Source organism: Solibacillus sp. FSL K6-1126 (genome assembly GCF_038003445.1).
Taxonomy (GTDB): Bacteria; Bacillota; Bacilli; order Bacillales_A; family Planococcaceae; genus Solibacillus; species Solibacillus silvestris.
Genome location: NZ_JBBOPD010000001.1, coordinates 3,432,074 through 3,449,598, shown reverse-complemented (window position 1 = coordinate 3,449,598; position 17,525 = coordinate 3,432,074). Strand labels below are relative to the sequence as shown.

At 39.2% G+C, this 17,525-nt stretch carries 17 protein-coding genes; 12 read left to right on the top strand and 5 right to left on the bottom strand.

Features of this window, described 5'->3' with window-relative positions:
- Positions 1-361: 361 nt before the first annotated feature.
- Positions 362-565, bottom strand: a complete 204-nt coding sequence (locus MHH44_RS17175; protein ID WP_008405435.1) for a hypothetical protein — start codon at positions 563-565, stop codon at positions 362-364.
- A 194-nt stretch (positions 566-759) separates the two neighbouring features.
- Here MHH44_RS17175 and MHH44_RS17170 point away from each other — a divergent pair, with 194 nt between their 5' ends.
- Both MHH44_RS17170 and MHH44_RS17165 read left to right on the top strand, forming a co-directional pair.
- The gene (locus MHH44_RS17170) at positions 760-1,239 is read left to right on the top strand and encodes a hypothetical protein (RefSeq protein ID WP_340799161.1); all 480 of its coding nucleotides are present in this window, start codon (positions 760-762) and stop codon (positions 1,237-1,239) included.
- Between the two features lie 296 nt (positions 1,240-1,535).
- Positions 1,536-2,012 (top strand): DinB family protein, encoded by a 477-nt coding sequence (locus MHH44_RS17165; RefSeq protein ID WP_340799160.1) that lies wholly within the window; start codon positions 1,536-1,538, stop codon positions 2,010-2,012.
- A gap of 150 nt (positions 2,013-2,162) precedes the next feature.
- Here the strand turns inward: MHH44_RS17165 and MHH44_RS17160 are convergent, their stop codons facing one another.
- Positions 2,163-3,758 carry a DUF4153 domain-containing protein gene (locus MHH44_RS17160; protein ID WP_340799159.1) on the bottom strand — a complete coding sequence of 532 codons (1,596 nt, stop codon included), beginning with the start codon at positions 3,756-3,758 and terminating at the stop codon, positions 2,163-2,165.
- A 203-nt stretch (positions 3,759-3,961) separates the two neighbouring features.
- On the opposite strand from MHH44_RS17160, the gene MHH44_RS17155 reads away from it, so the two are divergent.
- From MHH44_RS17155 to MHH44_RS17135, 5 genes are all read left to right on the top strand, one after another.
- A complete protein-coding gene (locus MHH44_RS17155; protein ID WP_340799158.1) occupies positions 3,962-4,834 on the top strand; it encodes a MurR/RpiR family transcriptional regulator in 873 nt (290 codons plus the stop codon).
- Positions 4,835-4,839: 5 nt separating this feature from the next.
- Entirely contained in the window at positions 4,840-5,955 is a 1,116-nt protein-coding gene (locus MHH44_RS17150; protein WP_340799157.1) for an amidohydrolase, read from the top strand.
- A complete protein-coding gene (locus MHH44_RS17145; protein WP_340799156.1) occupies positions 5,952-6,785 on the top strand; it encodes a GNAT family N-acetyltransferase in 834 nt (277 codons plus the stop codon). Before MHH44_RS17150 ends, MHH44_RS17145 begins: the two co-directional genes overlap by 4 nt.
- On the top strand, positions 6,760-7,866 hold the full coding sequence (gene menC, locus MHH44_RS17140) for an o-succinylbenzoate synthase (protein ID WP_340799155.1): 1,107 nt from the start codon (positions 6,760-6,762) through the stop codon (positions 7,864-7,866). The genes MHH44_RS17145 and menC overlap by 26 nt, the downstream gene beginning before the upstream one ends.
- Positions 7,867-7,955: 89 nt before the next feature.
- A complete protein-coding gene (locus MHH44_RS17135) occupies positions 7,956-9,053 on the top strand; it encodes a YkvI family membrane protein (protein WP_340799154.1) in 1,098 nt (365 codons plus the stop codon).
- A gap of 302 nt (positions 9,054-9,355) precedes the next feature.
- Here the strand turns inward: MHH44_RS17135 and MHH44_RS17130 are convergent, their stop codons facing one another.
- Positions 9,356-10,186, bottom strand: coding sequence for a glycerophosphodiester phosphodiesterase (locus MHH44_RS17130; RefSeq protein WP_340799153.1), 831 nt, complete (start codon positions 10,184-10,186; stop codon positions 9,356-9,358).
- A 528-nt stretch (positions 10,187-10,714) separates the two neighbouring features.
- On the opposite strand from MHH44_RS17130, the gene MHH44_RS17125 reads away from it, so the two are divergent.
- Complete coding sequence (locus tag MHH44_RS17125) at positions 10,715-11,470, top strand: IclR family transcriptional regulator (protein WP_340799152.1); 756 nt, start codon at positions 10,715-10,717, stop codon at positions 11,468-11,470.
- Positions 11,471-11,558: 88 nt separating this feature from the next.
- Here the strand turns inward: MHH44_RS17125 and MHH44_RS17120 are convergent, their stop codons facing one another.
- Both MHH44_RS17120 and pxpB read right to left on the bottom strand, forming a co-directional pair.
- A complete protein-coding gene (locus MHH44_RS17120) occupies positions 11,559-12,554 on the bottom strand; it encodes a 5-oxoprolinase subunit C family protein (RefSeq protein ID WP_340799151.1) in 996 nt (331 codons plus the stop codon).
- Positions 12,551-13,285, bottom strand: a complete 735-nt coding sequence (pxpB, locus tag MHH44_RS17115; protein WP_340799150.1) for a 5-oxoprolinase subunit PxpB — start codon at positions 13,283-13,285, stop codon at positions 12,551-12,553. Before pxpB ends, MHH44_RS17120 begins: the two co-directional genes overlap by 4 nt.
- Before the next feature lie 271 nt (positions 13,286-13,556).
- On the opposite strand from pxpB, the gene MHH44_RS17110 reads away from it, so the two are divergent.
- From MHH44_RS17110 to MHH44_RS17095, 4 genes are all read left to right on the top strand, one after another.
- A complete protein-coding gene (locus MHH44_RS17110; RefSeq protein ID WP_340799149.1) occupies positions 13,557-14,327 on the top strand; it encodes a LamB/YcsF family protein in 771 nt (256 codons plus the stop codon).
- A 1-nt stretch (position 14,328) separates the two neighbouring features.
- Positions 14,329-15,567, top strand: coding sequence for an NRAMP family divalent metal transporter (locus MHH44_RS17105; protein ID WP_340799148.1), 1,239 nt, complete (start codon positions 14,329-14,331; stop codon positions 15,565-15,567).
- Between the two features lie 32 nt (positions 15,568-15,599).
- The gene (locus MHH44_RS17100; protein ID WP_340799146.1) at positions 15,600-16,391 is read left to right on the top strand and encodes a putative hydro-lyase; all 792 of its coding nucleotides are present in this window, start codon (positions 15,600-15,602) and stop codon (positions 16,389-16,391) included.
- Between the two features lie 157 nt (positions 16,392-16,548).
- Positions 16,549-17,436, top strand: coding sequence for a DMT family transporter (locus MHH44_RS17095; RefSeq protein WP_445683045.1), 888 nt, complete (start codon positions 16,549-16,551; stop codon positions 17,434-17,436).
- Positions 17,437-17,525: the final 89 nt, after the last annotated feature.

Sequence of the window (17,525 nt, the reverse complement as noted above, 5' to 3'; positions counted from 1 at the left end):
CAAGTAGGGGGTGAACTGTTTTGCGGACGAGGTCTTAGCCCCACGGGCGCGAACGTTCTACCTCGGCTACCGTTATCATATATCGATATAAAAAATGGTCAACCAGAAATATTTTCTGGCTGACCTAATAATACGATCGGGCGCGATTCTTCAATAAGAAGATCGCATTTTTCCGCTAAAGGGTGCGTTCCTTGAATAAAGGAAATGCTCTTTTTCGTTAAAGGACCAATAGAATGTAACAAACAGTGCTTTTAAAAATTATCGGAATATGAAATCGGCATCCAATGCTGAATACAATGGATGCCTTTTTTTATGAAATGTTACCAAGCAAGGGTTTAGTCCTCTACGAAGACTGACTTCTTTATTTTTTATTTTTAAACCCATATTTATTTACATAAAAAAACAATATCAAATTTGAAATAGAGAAAAGAGAAGCTATAAAGATAGAAAGACCACCTAAACCCCTAACATAAAGCGCTATTGCTACTATAGCTAATAATGTTCCTAGTATAAGAAACATATACTTACTTTCTAAAAAGTTGTTTATAGATTTTAATAAACGCATACTCACACCTACCATTTTTTTAATAAATTTCAAAAAAATATAATATTTCTAAAAAATTGTAAAATTATATATATTTTTGTTATAAAACTAAGATACACTATTTTTATCAATCTAAAGTCTTTAATGATATTTTCCACTACTTAGTAAACTTAACTATATTATAATTTATAAAACAAAGGAAATGGAGGTTGCGTATGAATGCTAAAGTTAAGAGTAAAAAAATGATAGCAAGTATATTTGCTTTGTTTATTGTTGCCCTATTTGTGGCTTTCTTTATTTTTAACAGCAATACATTAGCCAGCGATGAAGTTTTTAATGATATAGACTTTGAATCAGAACACGTTACTGTTGACGGTTATAAATTGGATCGTGAGACAGAAGAGATTTTTGTAGAACTTAAGCTGTCGGAGGATGATAAAACAGCAATTCTAGAAGCTTTTAAGAATTCTAAGTTTGAAATATTATCTAGTTCAGATTCATATGTGGATGGAAATTATTTTATCAATATTGCATTGAATAAGCGTTATGAGTTAGAACTTAATCCAACTCAAAAAAATTTAATATTTGTCTATGAAGATGACAATGATAGCGATCATAAGTATTATAAAATCTCAAATGATAGTGGTTTATTTGAGCTTTTAGAAACAATAACAAAAGAATCTCTTAATCAATAATCGTTAAATTTTAGAAGCTAGGGCACAAATAAAAATTAGAGGATTAATTTAACAGCAATTAATTCTGATTTATAGCTAAAAAATTATAATGGCATTAAAGTGTTGACACTCTCTTCAACAATCGGGCGCTTTAGTTGAATAATGATTAGATGGTCTTCTTTATTTACACATTGTAACGGTGATCAATTAGTTTCTTTGATAAGAAACGTTTAGCAAATTACTAAAAAAATATAGAGGGATTTTAGTGACAAGAAGCAAACTCTTATAGTTAAAACAATTATATTGGAGTGATCACATTGTTAAATTTTTTTGAATATAACTGGCAGGTAAGAGACGAATGGTTTGATTGGTGTTACCAGCTATCGATTGAGGAATTGAAAAAGGAAAGAACTGGTGGAGTAGGGAGTATATTATATACTCTTTTTCACATTATTGATGTTGAATACAGTTGGCTTCGTGGTATTCAAGGCAAAGAAGACATAGTAGTTGAATTTGCTGATTATGATACGCCTGAAAAGGTTAAAGCTCTTTCTGATAGATTGCGAAATGAAATAGCAGAATTTCTAAGTAAAGATATAGATGAATTTAAAAATAAAGTTGTATATGTACCTTGGGATGAAAATAAATATACCGTTGAGGAAATATTACACCATATAATTGCCCATGAAATTCACCACATTGGTCAACTCTCTATTTGGTCAAGAGAATTAGAACTCAACCCCGTACCTGCTAACTTTATTGGAAGAAGGTTTAATTCTATTCATTCTTATTAACTAAAGGAGTCTTTTGTTGAAAAACGATATTCCACAATCGGTCGCAATTCTTGAAATAGGAATTGTGCGTTCTTTATGCTTTAATTTTTTCACCTCTTACCAAAAACAACCCCCGACACTCCACATGTCAAGGGCTGTTCCATTCATTCCTTATTCCTTCACCTGCACAAAAACAAATAACTCCGCATAGCGTTGATTGCGATGGGATTGAGCATATTGTACGATGATTTGCAGCTTCGCGCGGTCATTTTCTGCGATTAAAGTAGCTTCCTCTACAGATAATTCGCTGTAATTACTTGTAAAGAGGGTGTCTAGTTCCTCCAACGACCATGCTAAAAGCTCTTGCTCGTCTTTCATTAACACGAGCTGATCCTTCTGTAAACGGAGCTGCATATTGTTTGTTAACTCAAAGCGTCTGTGCGGTGGATTTTGTGAAGCGGATACTTGAACAAAATAATCGTAATGATCAATTGCAGTAATAATCGGTTCATCCCCATTTAAGTTAACCGTATAATAGACTTCATTCATGTAATCTTTATACTGTGGCGAGAAACCAAAGATTTTTTCGAAACGTTGATCCGGCAGCCACGCAATGTCATAATCCATGCGCTGTAAATAATCAAATTTCTCCGTAATGAATTGCTTATCCTCATTAGAAATTTCCGGATTCGGCTGAACTTCTCCATCGTACATATTGAGCGATTGTAAACGCTCCAGTAGCAGATTCTCCTGATTGTTTTTACTAATCGTAAAGGCATCAACAGGCGGGATGACAGAAAGTAAACTAAACCCGATAAAAATCGGTGCAACAAGCCATTGCTTTTTTGGAATAAATGTCAGGATCAGTGCGATGATGATGGCAAATAAACCGAATAAAATAACAAAATATCGGCCATGTGTAATGCCAGTCTCTCCGATTTTCATGATGGAGACAACGAGCTGATAAAGCACAATGATAAGTAATACTTTCGGGAAAATAAGTCGGAACCATTTCGTTAACCCATTATTAAGTCGGTAGCTTAAAAAGTAGACGACGAGTACAGTTGACGCGAAATACACTAATAATGGTTCGAGTAAATTTTCTGACCAATCGGTGAAATGCAGTGCGATATAAATTACTAAAATCACAGCATACACCATTGTCAGCGGTACAATTACGTACGAAAGCAACACCTCAAGAATATGGGCAGGTTCCTCTTTCTTCATTGTCAAGGACAGGAAGAATAATGGCGTAAACAAACCAAATACAATAGCCGCGATATACTCGATGATATTTGAATTAATCGAAAACAGTAAATAATTGATCGCTGCATAGATGAGCATTAATCCAACAAAGATGATAATGGAGAAGAAGGCTGTGATGAGTATGCTTTTGAAAATATGGAAAAAACGAGCACTGAAGTTTTCCTTTCCGCACCATATAAAGCCCATCATGAGCGCACTGACAACAACGCCTGTTTGAATCGCTAATACAAGATCATTGGAGCTGCTAATCCAGAAGAAAAGCCCTGTAAAAAAAATTGCGATGCTATACGTTATGACATGTTTGGCAAATAAGTCAGCTACAGATGCAGCAAATACAGCAACAACAAGCGTTGCCAGCCATTTTTCGTAATTTGCCACAGTACCGCTAATTTCTGCTACATTCACGAAGAATAAGACGACTAAGAGCACAGTAGCTAGTGGAAATGCTTTGATTGCCTCGGTTATTGCTGCAAATTGTTGAAAGATTCGATTAAACCTCATCAAAGATACCCCCTTTATGTCTTCATTATATGCTTTTATTTTAGATGCTCAAGCTAATCATTTTCATTGAATTGACAAATTAATAGATTTATTAGTGTGAACTTTCAGAAAACTCATTGCATTTTACCAATGAGTATGTTAAATTACTATTCAACGTTTGAAGTATAAACTTCAAAAAATGAATCGTGAAGGAGTGACTTCTTTTGGGTGTTAAAGCAAGCACGATTACCGAGCGGATTGAGGCGCATTTTGATCAGCTTTCGAAAGCGCAGAAAAAGGTAGCTCAATTTGTCTTGAAAAATCCAACGTATGTTGGGGTGCATTCGGCTAGTGAAGTAGGTATTAGTGCAGGAACAAGTGAAACAACGGTAATCCGATTTTGCTACGCGATTGGCTTGGCGGGTTATGCACAGCTCCAAAAGGAAGTCACGATGTTCGTTTTTGGAAAGAATACGAATAGTACGTTAGGCAATTATGTGGCATCAAAGGAAGCATTATTTCATGAACCACAGCTTGCAGAAAAGGTCATGGGACAGGTAAGTAATCAAATTATTAATATTGCCCAGCAAATCGACCCTGACCAATTCCGAGATGTTACAAGACGCATGCATCAAGCATCGACGATCTATTTAATCGGTGCGGGTGCTTCACAATTTGCAGGACAGTGGCTGAAGTTCACATTAAATATTTTACGTCCGAATGTACAAGTCGTTGAGTCACATACAGGTGCGCTGATTCGCACATTGCAGGAGATGGATGAGGATGCATTGGTCATCGTCGTATCGTTGCATCGTTATTATAAGGAATCGATTGCATTAGCGAAAATGTTTCATGAGCAGGGGGCCTATACGGTGGCGATGACGGATTCCAATGTGGCACCGATTATCCCTTATGCAGATACTACCTTTGTGTTACAGCAAACGGAGCTTTCGACGATTGATATGATGCCGGCACTGATTGCTTTTATGAATACACTCGTCGTGGGCATGGTGTCGCATGATCAGGCGTATTATGAGCAACAACGCGAAAAGTTTGATGATTTTCAAAATAGTTTTTTAGCAGATCGATGGAGTTGAGTGGTATGGAGAAAAGTTTAAACGAAATATTTGAGCATTTACATCATCATCCTGAAGTAAGCTGGCAGGAGGTCGAAACGACGCAATTTATTGCAGAGCAGCTCACACAAGCAGGACTGACACCCGTATTATTCGAAGGAATGACGGGCTTGTATGTAGATATTGGTCCAGGTATTCCGAAAGTCGGCTTCCGCACAGATATCGACGCCTTATGGCAGGAAGTGGATGGAGTCTTTAAGGCCAATCACTCCTGTGGGCATGATGGACATATGACGATGGCTCTCGGTGTAGCATTTGCCTTGCAAAAAATGAATCTATCGAGTGCGGTACGGATTATATTCCAACCAGCAGAAGAAAAAGCAGCTGGTGCGAAGGCGATTGCGGAGCGCGGCGTCGTCGATCCGTTGCAGTTTTTGTTTGGCACACATGTACGCCCGCTTGTGGAACTGGCAGAAGGTTATCATGCACCAGCGCTCTATCATGGGGCAGCAAAACTCATTAACGGCACCATTACTGGTATCGAAGCACATGGCGCAAGACCAGAGCAGGGAATAAACGTAATTGAAGTAGCAGCCGCACTAGTAGATGTGCTAAAACGAATATGGATCAAACCTGAGGAAAGCGCCTCAATAAAAATGACCCAAATTCAAGCGGGCGGTGTATCGACAAATATCATTCCAGGCACCGCGACATTTAGTTTAGATGTGCGTGCACAGACGAATGACACGATGGATGCACTCACAACTGGCTTACAAAAGGCCATTGATGCTGTCAGTACATTGTACGGAGCAGCTATTACGACAACGATTGGTGCTCATATTGCGGCAGCACAGGTCGATGAAGAAGCAAAAGCTATTATGCGACAGGCGATTATTGAAACGGTAGGAACCGCGTATTGCGCACCGGATATCGTGACACCGGGAGGCGAGGATTTTCATTTTTATGCGTATACGAAGCCGCATTTGAAAACGACGATGCTCGGCTTAGGCTGTGGCGTCACGCCGGGTTTACATCATCCGCAAATGACCTTTAATCAAAATCAGCTTGAGACAGGAGTAGAAATAATTAAACGGGCATTACTTGGCGCGTTACAGCATTTAGAAAGAAGCGATCAGATATGATTTTAATAAAAGAACTAACGACACTAGAGGAAATGCAACAGGTGCAAGTGCTGGAGCAGCAAATTTGGCAAACATCCCCTCTGCCGACACATCAAACATTAACAGCGGTCAAGCATGGTGGCATTATGGTAGGGGCCTATGAAGGCGAAAAACTAATCGGCTTTAGCTACGGCTTTGCGGCACTCAACAATGGCAAAACCTATTTATGCTCGCATATGCTTGGCATTGATGAAGCCTATCGTTCTCAAAAAGTTGGCGAAAAGTTGAAAGATGCGCAGCGAGAAATCGCCATTCAAAAAGGCTATGACCTGATGGTATGGACATTTGATCCACTGGAAACACGCAATGGGTACTTAAACTTAACGAAGCTGAACGGCATTTGTGATATGTACCTGGAAAACTGCTACGGCGAAATGCTGGATGGCTTTAATAAAGGGTTACCATCAGATCGTTTTGAAGTACATTGGCATTTAACGTCTGATTATGTAGCGCAGTCTATCCAACCTAATATCGAAAATCCGGAACCGCTTGGCGAAATGGTTTGGGAGCAGGACAATTTATGCAGGATCAAGTTACATAAAGTAGATTTCACGAAGCCTGTTTATGTGTTACCTGTTCCAAAAGATTTCCAACAATTAAAGGCGTCGAGTCAGCTGCATGCGATGCACTGGCGATTAGCTGTGCGAGAAACTTGCCAGGCATTATTTGCTGCCGGCTACGCAGCTGTTCGCTTGCAGCAGCAGGAAACGTGGAATGAATATATTTTTGTACGAAAAGACACATTAGCACTTGGAGGCAGCAAACATGAAAATTACCGAAATTACAATTAGACATTTACAAATGAAGCTAAAGGCACCTTTCACAACAAGCTTTGGTACCTTCACAAATAGAGATTTTTTATTACTTGAAGCAAAAGATGAACAAGGTACAATTGGCTGGGGTGAATCTGTAGCTTTCCACTCACCATGGTATAACGAAGAAACGTTAAAAACGAACTGGCATATGCTGGAGGATTATTTGATTCCGTTAATCTTAAATAAAGAGATCAGCCATCCAGATGAAGTAAGTGCTATTTTTGAGCCAATCCGTAAAAATAATATGGCCAAATCAACAATTGAAGGCGCAATTTGGGATATTTATGCCCAACAAACGAATCAAACACTAGCAGCTGCACTTGGCGGTACAAAGGATCAAATCGAAGTAGGAATTAGTATTGGAATCCAAAAATCGATCGATGATTTAGTCGCTTTAGTAGATGAATATGTGCGGGACGGTTATAAGCGGATCAAAGTAAAAATCAAGCCAGGCTGGGATGTGGAAGTGATGCGTACACTCCGTGAAAAATTCCCGGATGTGGCGATTATGGCAGATGCCAACTCTGCTTACCGTCTGGAAGATGCGGCTCTTTTAAAGCAACTTGATGAATTTAACTTAACAATGGTGGAACAGCCGTTAGCTTCGGATGATATTATCGATCATGCAACACTACAAAAACAAATGACAACACCAATTTGCTTGGATGAGAGCATTCACTCATTAGAGGACGCACGTAAAGCAATCGAAATCGGTGCGACAAAAATTATTAATATTAAAATCGGCCGTGTTGGCGGCTTAACAGAAGCGAAGAAAATTCATGACTATTGCGAATCAAAGGGCATTCCGGTATGGTGTGGCGGCATGCTGGAGTCGGGTGTGGGGCGTGCACATAATGTAGCACTGACAACTTTATCGAACTTTATTCTACCAGGGGATACAGCGAGCTCGAATCGCTACTGGGAAAAGGATATTATCGAGCCTGAGGTAGTGGCGGAAAATGGTTATATCCAGGTTCCGCAAACAGCTGGCATCGGCTATACGATCAATCGTGAAACAGTGGAATCTTATACGGTCGAAAAGAAAACATATAACTAATCCAAATAACTCCTTAAGCACGAATGTTTGTGCTTAAGGAAATTTATGGGCTATTTTATCAGAAAATTCAAACAATAAGAAGGTGCATTATGAAAAGAAGTTTACAAATAGGAGGTGCTTTCGTCGGTTTAATTGTCGGCGCGGGCTTTGCCTCTGGTCAGGAAATTATGCAGTATTTTACAAGTTTCGGTACACTGGGGCTAGTTGGGGGAATTCTCGCTTCTTTAGCGTTTGCCTTTTTAGGTATGACGTTAGCACAACTAGGATCGGAAATGCAGGTTGCTTCCCATAAAGGGGTTATTTATCAAATTAGTGGTCGTTATTTAGGCTTCATTTTAGACTTCCTGATTACGTTCTTCTTATTTGGGGTAGCGGTCGTGATGTTTGCAGGTTCTGGCTCTACATTCAATCAAATGTTTGGCATTGATCCTATGGTCGGCAGCATTATCATGGTTGGTTTAACGATTGCGACATTATTATTAAATGTGAAAAACATCATTAATATAATTGCGAGTGTAACTCCGTATTTAATGGGGGTTATCTTTGTTATATTAATCTATTCGATCTTTACGATGGATCTTTCATGGTCACAAGCAGATAACTTAGCGAAGGAGCAGCCGGCAGCGGCAGGGAATTGGTTTATTGGCGCATTATTGTATGTTTCTTATAATATCGCTGCGGGTGCTGCGCTGTTAATCGTCATGGGTGGTACAGAGAAAGATAGTAAAGTAGCAGGGCGCGGCGGTATTTTTGGCGGGATTATGCTAGGTCTATTAATTATTCTGATTAATGTCGCGATGTTCGTAAAAATCGACGTGGTAGCAGGGGTAGATATGCCAACATTAGAGCTGGCCAATCAAATTCATCCAGCGGTAGGTGTTCTCATGTCAATCGCACTCTTAGGAATGATGTACAATACGGCAGTCGGTATGTTCTATGCCTTTACCGTACGCTTCTTTGCACCGGAATCAAAGTCATTCAAGCCAGCTGTCATCGTCGTTGGTTTGGCAGGATTTGCTGCAAGCCTAGTTGGCTTCACAAGTTTAGTAGGGAAAGTTTACTCAACGATGGGCTATTTAGGGTTTGCTTTAATTCTTGTCGTGATTGTTGCATGGATTCGACGAAAAAAGTTGAAACAATCGGAAACTATACCTTTTAAACAACTTTCGAATAGGGAAGTGTCCTAGACTTTAGTTAGTTATAACGAAATGCTTTAGATTAATATATACACATTACAAAAAGCTCTAATTGCTGTGATATCAGCGTTTAGAGCTTTTCTGATTGAATAATATTTATGTAATATAAAAACATATAAAGCGCCATCTGAAATTTTTAAGTCTACTAGCCCTTATAGTATGTATCCAAATTAGTGTAGCAGATTGGGCGGAATCGGTCTTATTTGTATAAAATTTAATCTAAAAACCAACAAAAAATCCAAACAAAAAAGGAGTAGCAACTACTCCTTTTCTTAAACTATTTTACAGGAATATTAGTTTCTAGGATCTACATAATCCGGATAATCAGAAATGATTGCGTCAACGCCCATTTCGAATAGGAAGTCTGCAGCTTCTTGACTACGAACCGTCCACGAACCAATTTGCATTCCAAGAGAGTGAACTTGATTCACTAATTCTTCCGTCACAATTCCATAACTTGGGTTAAACCAATCCGCATAAGTTGAAAATTCCTGTAAAGCTTCTAATGTTGTATCTGCTCGGTTAGAAGTTAATACACCGATTGGAACTTTAGGAAGAAGCTGATCCATTTTTTTTATTGATTCAAAGTTAAAAGATTGAATAATGATTTTTTCATTTTGTGGTTTATGGAGATTTCGTTCTATTAATGCTGCTGCTACTTGTTCTTCAATACCAGGGTAAAGCTCTGGAGCCTTTAATTCTATTAAAATTCCAATTTTCCCATGGTAATGATCTAGAATTTCTTCAAATGTTGGGATTGGTTCTCCTGCAAATTGTTCCCCTTTCCAACTACCTGCATCAAGACTTCTAAGCTGTTCAAATGTTAAATCCCCAACTTTTCCCGTTCCATCTGTTGTACGATCTACCGTTGTATCATGAATCAATACTAATTCACCATCTTTACTTCGTTGAACATCGATTTCAATATAATCGGCTTTCATATCAACTGCTAGATCAAAAGCGGCAATCGTATTTTCAGGTGAATAAGCTGTTGCACCACGGTGTGCTACATTACTCACTTGTTTTCTTTCACCTACTGTTGGTTCTTCTGCAAATGATTGACTGAATGGGCTTAATAATAACGATAAGGCCATACCTGTTCCCACTAATAATTTTTTGCTCATTTCTCCATCTCCTATCTAAAATATGATTCAAATTTATTTTAGAAAAGGAATGTTAATAGAATATATAGATAGATGTATAGCTTAATAAAGATTATGTTAACGAAATTCGCTCTTTTTCCTTACGATTTTTTACAAAACTAGTAATAGAATAGTAATGGAATTGTATTCTCTACTGCTTTATTTTACCTACTATACGTACCTGTTTTATTTAAATGTATGGAGATCCAGCAAATAGTCGCTTAGACCCGTTCCCATAAGTAAATGAGGTTTTTATTTAATGTGCACCTACTATAGTTTCCGTTTTATCTTCTAATCTGGGTATAATACTTATATGAAGTCAGGAAGTGTATTCAATGGATTTTAATGAAGTAATCCATACGGGAGAGTCTAAGTATGTAAAAGTTGGATGGAAGCTAAAAAGAAGGAACTTATGAATACCTTAACGAGTGAAGCAGTAGGGTTCGCAAATACAAACGGTAGGAATATCTAAATGTAAAGTGGTGAATGGAAAGGAGCAGACTACAATCAATGAACAACAAAAATAAAACGGTTGTCCGTTCGATGGATATATTAAATTTATTTATAGAGAATACGGAATTAACCTTTCAAGAAATTATTAATCTATCGGGGATTCCGAAATCTTCGGTCTATCGAATGCTCAGGTCATTAGAGGAAATGGAGTTCCTGGAAAAGGGAAGCGATTCGAAATACCGACTTGGACTTTTGTTTCTCAAATTTGGTCAGCTGGTTTTAGGCAGGATTGATTTACGTAAGGTTGCTTATCCATTTATGCATGAATTACATAATGATGTGAAGGAAGCCATTAACTTAATTGTTAAAGATGGAGATGAAGCCATCTATATTGAGAAAATAGACACAAAACAAAAGGTGCGTTTGTATACGTCAATCGGAAGGAAAAGTCCGCTTTATGCCGGTGCCTGTTCACGTGCAATCTTGTCCTTTTTACCGGATTCAGAAGTGGAGACATATCTTGAATCAATCAATCCAAAATCGTTTGCAAACGGGACAATTACTGAAAAAGATAAAATTTATGAAACGATTAAACAAGCGAGAATCGATGGCTATACAATCAGTCATTCTGAATTGGAAAACCATACAGCGGCCATTGCTGCTCCGATTTTTAATCACAACGGAGAAGTTATTGCGGGAATCAGTATCGCAGGGATCGAAGCGAATTATCAGGATGAGAACATTGAGATCTATGCAAAGAAGGTAAAAAAAATTGCTGAGGATATTTCAATGCAATTAGGCTATAGCAAATAACATAAACGAGGCGGTCTCTGCATCAATTGGATGTGAGATCGCCTCGTTTTGCTTCTAAATACACTTATGTATCAATTTTCATATACTCTTATTGATGAAGTGCTTTAAACTGAATACCCATTGCTAATTTACGCAGCAACTCCTCTTGTTTGATTAATTCTAATTCTGCTTGTTCAAGGGAAAACTTCTTGAACTGAATGTTCGTGTTTGGCTGCATCTGTGCTAAACAAGGGAGGTCAACGGAAATGACTTGACCGATTTTTGGATAACCTCCTGTCGTTTGTCGATCAACCATCAGAATAATAGGCTGACCGTTTGAAGGCACTTGAATCGTACCGTACGTGACTCCTTCAGATAACAACTCAAATTCCTCTGATAGGCTGAGTGGTTCGCCATCCAATCGATAGCCCATTCGATCAGCTTGTGTCGTTAATTTATAGGGCTTCGAGAAAAAAGCTTGTTGGCTTTCAATATCGAAACGCTCGAACTCAGCACCATGTAAAACCCTGATTGTTTGTGTTTTATCGAATGATATAAACTCTGTATAGTCGACAGACCAATTAAAGTGAGTCGTCATTTTTTCGAGCTGATGAACAAATGCCTGACTGAGTGGATTGAAGTCTCCGCTGTCCAATACATCTCCTTTTTGTAATGCTCTGCCTTGAAGTCCTCCAATAGCTGCGCGCAAATAAGTGCTTTTACTTCCCATAACTTCAGGGACCACGATTCCGCCAGCGAATGCCACGTAGGCCCTGCATCCATTTATTGCTGACTTAAATTGTAAAACAGAACCTTTCCGAATCAGGACAGGTCTCCACATTGGAGCTTTTTCTCCGTCAATTGTAGGCTGCAGGTCTCCTCCTGTAATGGCAACTAACTCATCAGTGTCAAATTGGAGCGTTGTCCCTAAAAGTGTGATTTCAAGTGCTCCTTCACCTTCGTTATTTCCGACAAGTAAATTTGCAATCCTGAGAGAAATCGGATCCATTGCACCACTTACGATGACTCCAAATTTTTGTGAACCGAATCTCCCTAAATCTTGAATCGTAGTCAATAATCCAGGATGAAGTACTTTAATGCTCATTGTTTCATCTCCTTATAGACAGCATACTCTTCAAGCGTTATCGGTACATAGCGGATTCTATCTCCGGCCTGTAACAGAGTTGGCGGTGAAAGTTCCGGAAGAAACAAATCAAGTGGCGTCCTGCCGATAATTTGCCATCCTCCAGGAGTTTCTAACGGGTAGATGCCTGTTTGTTTGCCAGCAATTCCTACTGAACCCGGTGTGATGGCTAGACGTGGTGAATCCTTACGTGGTGTTGCGATTCTTTCATCCATCCCGCCCATAAACGGAAACCCAGGAGCAAAGCCAATCATATAAACTAAGTACTCGTTTGACGAATGAATTTCAATCACATCTTCAACAGAAAGTCCGTGATAACTTGCTACATATTCCAAATCCGGACCAAACTCTCCTCCGTACACGACTGGGATTGTGATTAGCCGTTGTTCGGAAGTTTCACTTGTTTCTAATTGATCCAGCAGCGATAAAATCATTGCACTTACTTTCTTATAGGGACTTGATGATTCTTTATGCGTGTTGGACAAAAAGACGGCAACAGGATTGTAATAAATTGTCAGGCTATTATAAGAAGGCACAGATTCAATCAATCCTGTAAACGGTTCTTTTTCTAATAGATTGGAAAGATTTTTAACTTTCTCATGGATGGCAAGGCTGATTCCGTCACCTAACTGAATGACGAGCGCAGAATCCCCTAAGGGCCTTATGTTTGCATTAATTTTCTGATAGGCCATTATAAACAGCTCCTCAAGGTTTCGAATTTCGGTATTTATGTTTTTCAAAACGGATATTTCTAACATTATAATTTGTTTTCAATTTTAAAATCAAGTATGTATGTTAAGAATATTGCGTTATTTACAATTTTCGAATAATTTTGCAAATAATATATTCAAGTGAAAATTTTTGTGCTAGAATTTGTTTTAGTTTTAAAACTACTGTTCCGAAATTCGGGAACTTCGAAAATACTTACTAATTATTAAACGATTATCAATGGAGGGGAGAAATATGTTTCAAGTAGATTTGAATTGTGATTTAGGGGAGAGTTTTGGTCGCTATAAACTTGGGGAGCAGGAAGAAATTTTGAAATACGTTACATCTGCAAATATTGCCTGCGGTTTTCATGGCGGAGATCCGAGTGTGATGAGAGAAACAGTGAAGATGGCCATTTCCAATGGTGTCAAAATTGGTGCGCATCCTGGTTTGCCGGATTTGAACGGATTCGGGCGAAGAGAAATGGCGATTACTCCTCAAGAAGGATATGACATGGTCGTCTATCAAATTGGTGCATTGCAAGGATTTTTAATGACATTTAATGAAAAAATGCAGCATGTAAAACCCCACGGTGCTCTGTACAATATGGCGGCAAAGGATCCAAAACTTGCCGAAGCCATTGCACAAGCAGTATATGATGTATCCCCATCATTGATATTATTTGGGCTTTCCGGCAGTGAATTGACGAAGGCGGGAGAAAAGATTGGTTTACGAACGGCACACGAAGTATTTGCAGACCGGACGTATCAAGCAGACGGGTCTTTAACTTCTCGATCACAAAAGAATGCGATGATTACAGATCAAGAGCAATCTGTAGCGCAAATAGTGAAAATGGTGACAAAAGGAGTCGTAGTTTCTGAGCAAAAAACAGAAGTTCCGCTGCGAGCAGATACTATTTGTATTCACGGTGATGGTGCACATGCATTCGCCTTTGCAAAATATATAAACGAAACATTGACTAAGAACAATATTACTGTAGATGCAATCTGTAATTTGGAGGTTTAATATGAAAAATCCTAAAACTGACGCGACACAAAAAGATGTCAACGTTACCGGGAAAAAGAAGGTAAGTAGAAGTGTTTTACTTGGAGCAGCCTTTTTAATGGCCACATCATCGATTGGACCGGGCTTTTTGACACAGACTACTGTATTTACACAGCAATTGGCTGCTAGCTTTGCCTTTGTTATTTTAATTTCATTATTACTAGACATCTTTTCTCAAATGAATATTTGGAGAATCATTGCCGTTTCCGGATTGCGTGGACAAGAAATTGCCAACAAGGTGTTACCTGGGCTGGGCGTTGTTTTGGCAATACTTATCGTAATTGGCGGTTTGGCATTTAATATCGGAAACGTAGCAGGTGCAGGCTTGGGTCTGAATGCCATGCTTGGCTGGGATCCGATTACAGGTGCTGTTGTCAGTGCGATTTTAGCAATTTTTATATTTGTTGTGAAAGAAGCAGGTAAAGCGATGGATAAATTCGCACAAATTGCAGGGGTTGTAATGATTCTCCTCATGCTGTACGTGGCATTTACTACATCGCCGCCGGTTGGAGAGGCGATTGTGAATACGTTTAAACCGGAGCAAATCAGTATATTCGCTATTGTTACGCTTGTTGGTGGAACGGTAGGGGGATATATTACATTTGCAGGCGGACACCGTCTATTAGATGCAGGTATTAAAGGTGTTGAATCATTGCCGGAAGTTACGAAAAGCTCTGTTACAGGAATTCTTGTTACCGGTGTTATGCGTGTAGCATTATTCTTGGCTGTACTTGGAGTAGTATCAAAAGGACTAGCGATCGATCCAGCGAATCCGCCAGCTTCTGTATTCCAGCTAGCTGCAGGTGACATTGGTTATCGTATGTTTGGTGTAATTATGTGGGCTGCGGCAGTAACATCTGTTGTAGGTGCTGCATATACGTCGGTTTCATTTATCCGAACGTTTCACCCTCTCATTGAGAAGTTTCAAAATTGGGTTATCATTGCGTTTATCGTTATTTCAACAGTAACGTTTGCTTTTGTTGGAAAGCCGGTAACAATCTTGCTTATTGTAGGAGCGTTGAATGCCTTTATTTTGCCAATCGGTTTAGGTACGTTATTAATTGCTGCACATAAGAAAAATATTGTTGGTACATATAAACATCCGATATGGTTGACGGTTACGGGCGCTTTTGTCGTGGTAATCATGGGTGTTTTAAGTGTCGTGACTTTGATTGAACAAGTACCATTGGTTTTTAAATAAAGGAATAAGAATACAAATTCGGGAGGGGTTTTATGGTGAACTATGGAATGTTAGAGCCGAAAGAAATAAGAGAGTTGATAAGAAATCAAGAGATTACTGGACCGACTGCAGGAATGTCAAAAGGTAATACACAAGCGAACTTGGTTATTTTAAAAAAGGAACATGCCTTTGACTTTTTGCTTTTCTGTCAGCGGAATCCGAAGTCATGCCCTTTACTGGACGTGACGGAGCCTGGTTCATATATTCCTGCTATGATTGCCGAAAATGCAGATATCCGTAAAGACATCCCGAAATATCGTATTTACCGAAATGGTGTATTTACAGAAGAAGTGGCAGATATTACGGAGTACTGGGAAGACGATATGGTTGGCTTCTTGATCGGTTGTAGCTTTACATTTGAAACCCCACTTCTTGAGAGCGGTATTCCGATTAGACATATCGAGGAAAACTGCAATGTTCCGATGTACAAAACGAACATTATGAGTAACAAAGCAGGTATGTTCGAGGGGCCGACAGTCGTTAGTATGCGACCAATGACGCCAGAGGATGCCATCCGTGCAGTCCAGATTACGTCACGTTTCCCGGCAGTACACGGTGCGCCAATACATATTGGGGATCCTAGCCAAATTGGCATCAAGGATATTACAAAACCTGATTTTGGAGATGCTGTCCCATTTAAACCAGGGGAGGTTCCGGTATTTTGGGCTTGTGGTGTGACACCTCAAGCTGTTGCGATGGAAAGTAAGCCTTCGATTATGATTACTCATGCACCAGGACATATGTTCATCAGTGATATAAAGGATGAAGCATTCAGTGTGTTATAGATGTATGTGGAATCATACTTTCATAGTAAGATAGATTGTAAAGGTAGGGTGTGGTAATACTCTTACTAATGTGAGGCGATGCAACCGTGCATCGTCTCTTTGAACTTTGTAGTGATTATTGGGACATGCTTTTTGTCGATGAAAGGGGATTTAGATAGTGTTTAAAAAATCGACTGCTGCACTTATTGCCCTCATCTTGATCTGGGGCGCGAGCTGGCCAATCAATAAATTAGCTGTACCCTACTCACCGCCATTACTTTATGCCGGACAACGTGCACTTTTAGGAGGCATCCTGCTGACAATTATCATTTGGAAGACTAGGAAAAGAGTCAATTGGCGGGAAAACTGGAAAAAGTATTGTATTGGGGCTTTTTTTAATACGATTCTTTTTTTCGGACTTCAGACGGCAGGATTGCTCTATTTACCGAGTGGCTTGTTTTCCGTTCTTGTCTATTTTCAACCGATCTTACTTGGCCTTTTCGCTTGGCTATTACTCGGTGAATATTTATCACCTGTCAAAATCCTCGGTTTATTTCTAGGATTTGTAGGGGTAGTGGTCGTTAGTGTGGATGGTCTGACAGTCCATGTTTCAGCAATCGGCGTTACGCTCGGGTTACTAACTGCTGTAAGCTGGGCGTTCGGAGTAATTTACGTAAAGAAAATAAGCAAAGAAGTAGATGCGTATTGGATGGTAGCACTTCAATGTATCATTGGCGGGGTTTTTCTTTTAGGTACCGGATCGGTGTTTGAAAGCTGGTCTGCCATCGAATGGAATCGGAATTATCTATCAGGGCTCGGCTTTGGTGCGACCATTGGCATACCGTTAGCTTACATCCTTTACTACAATTTAGTTAACGCTGGTGAGGCAAGCAAAGTTGGTTCCTATACGTTTCTCATTCCGATTGTCGCTGTTCTTCTCGGAGTACTATTCTTAGGAGAAACGGTGACCTATTCGCTGGTTATCGGGATGCTGTTAGTAGCCATAAGCATTTATTTTGTAAATTTCCAGCACAAAACGAAAAACAAAAGTATCAGTAATGATTAAAGAATTGTGCACTGATACCTCCTGGATCCTCATGATTCAAAGAGAGGGTATGGTTTAGCGTTTACAGCTAATGGAGTATATCTTGATTT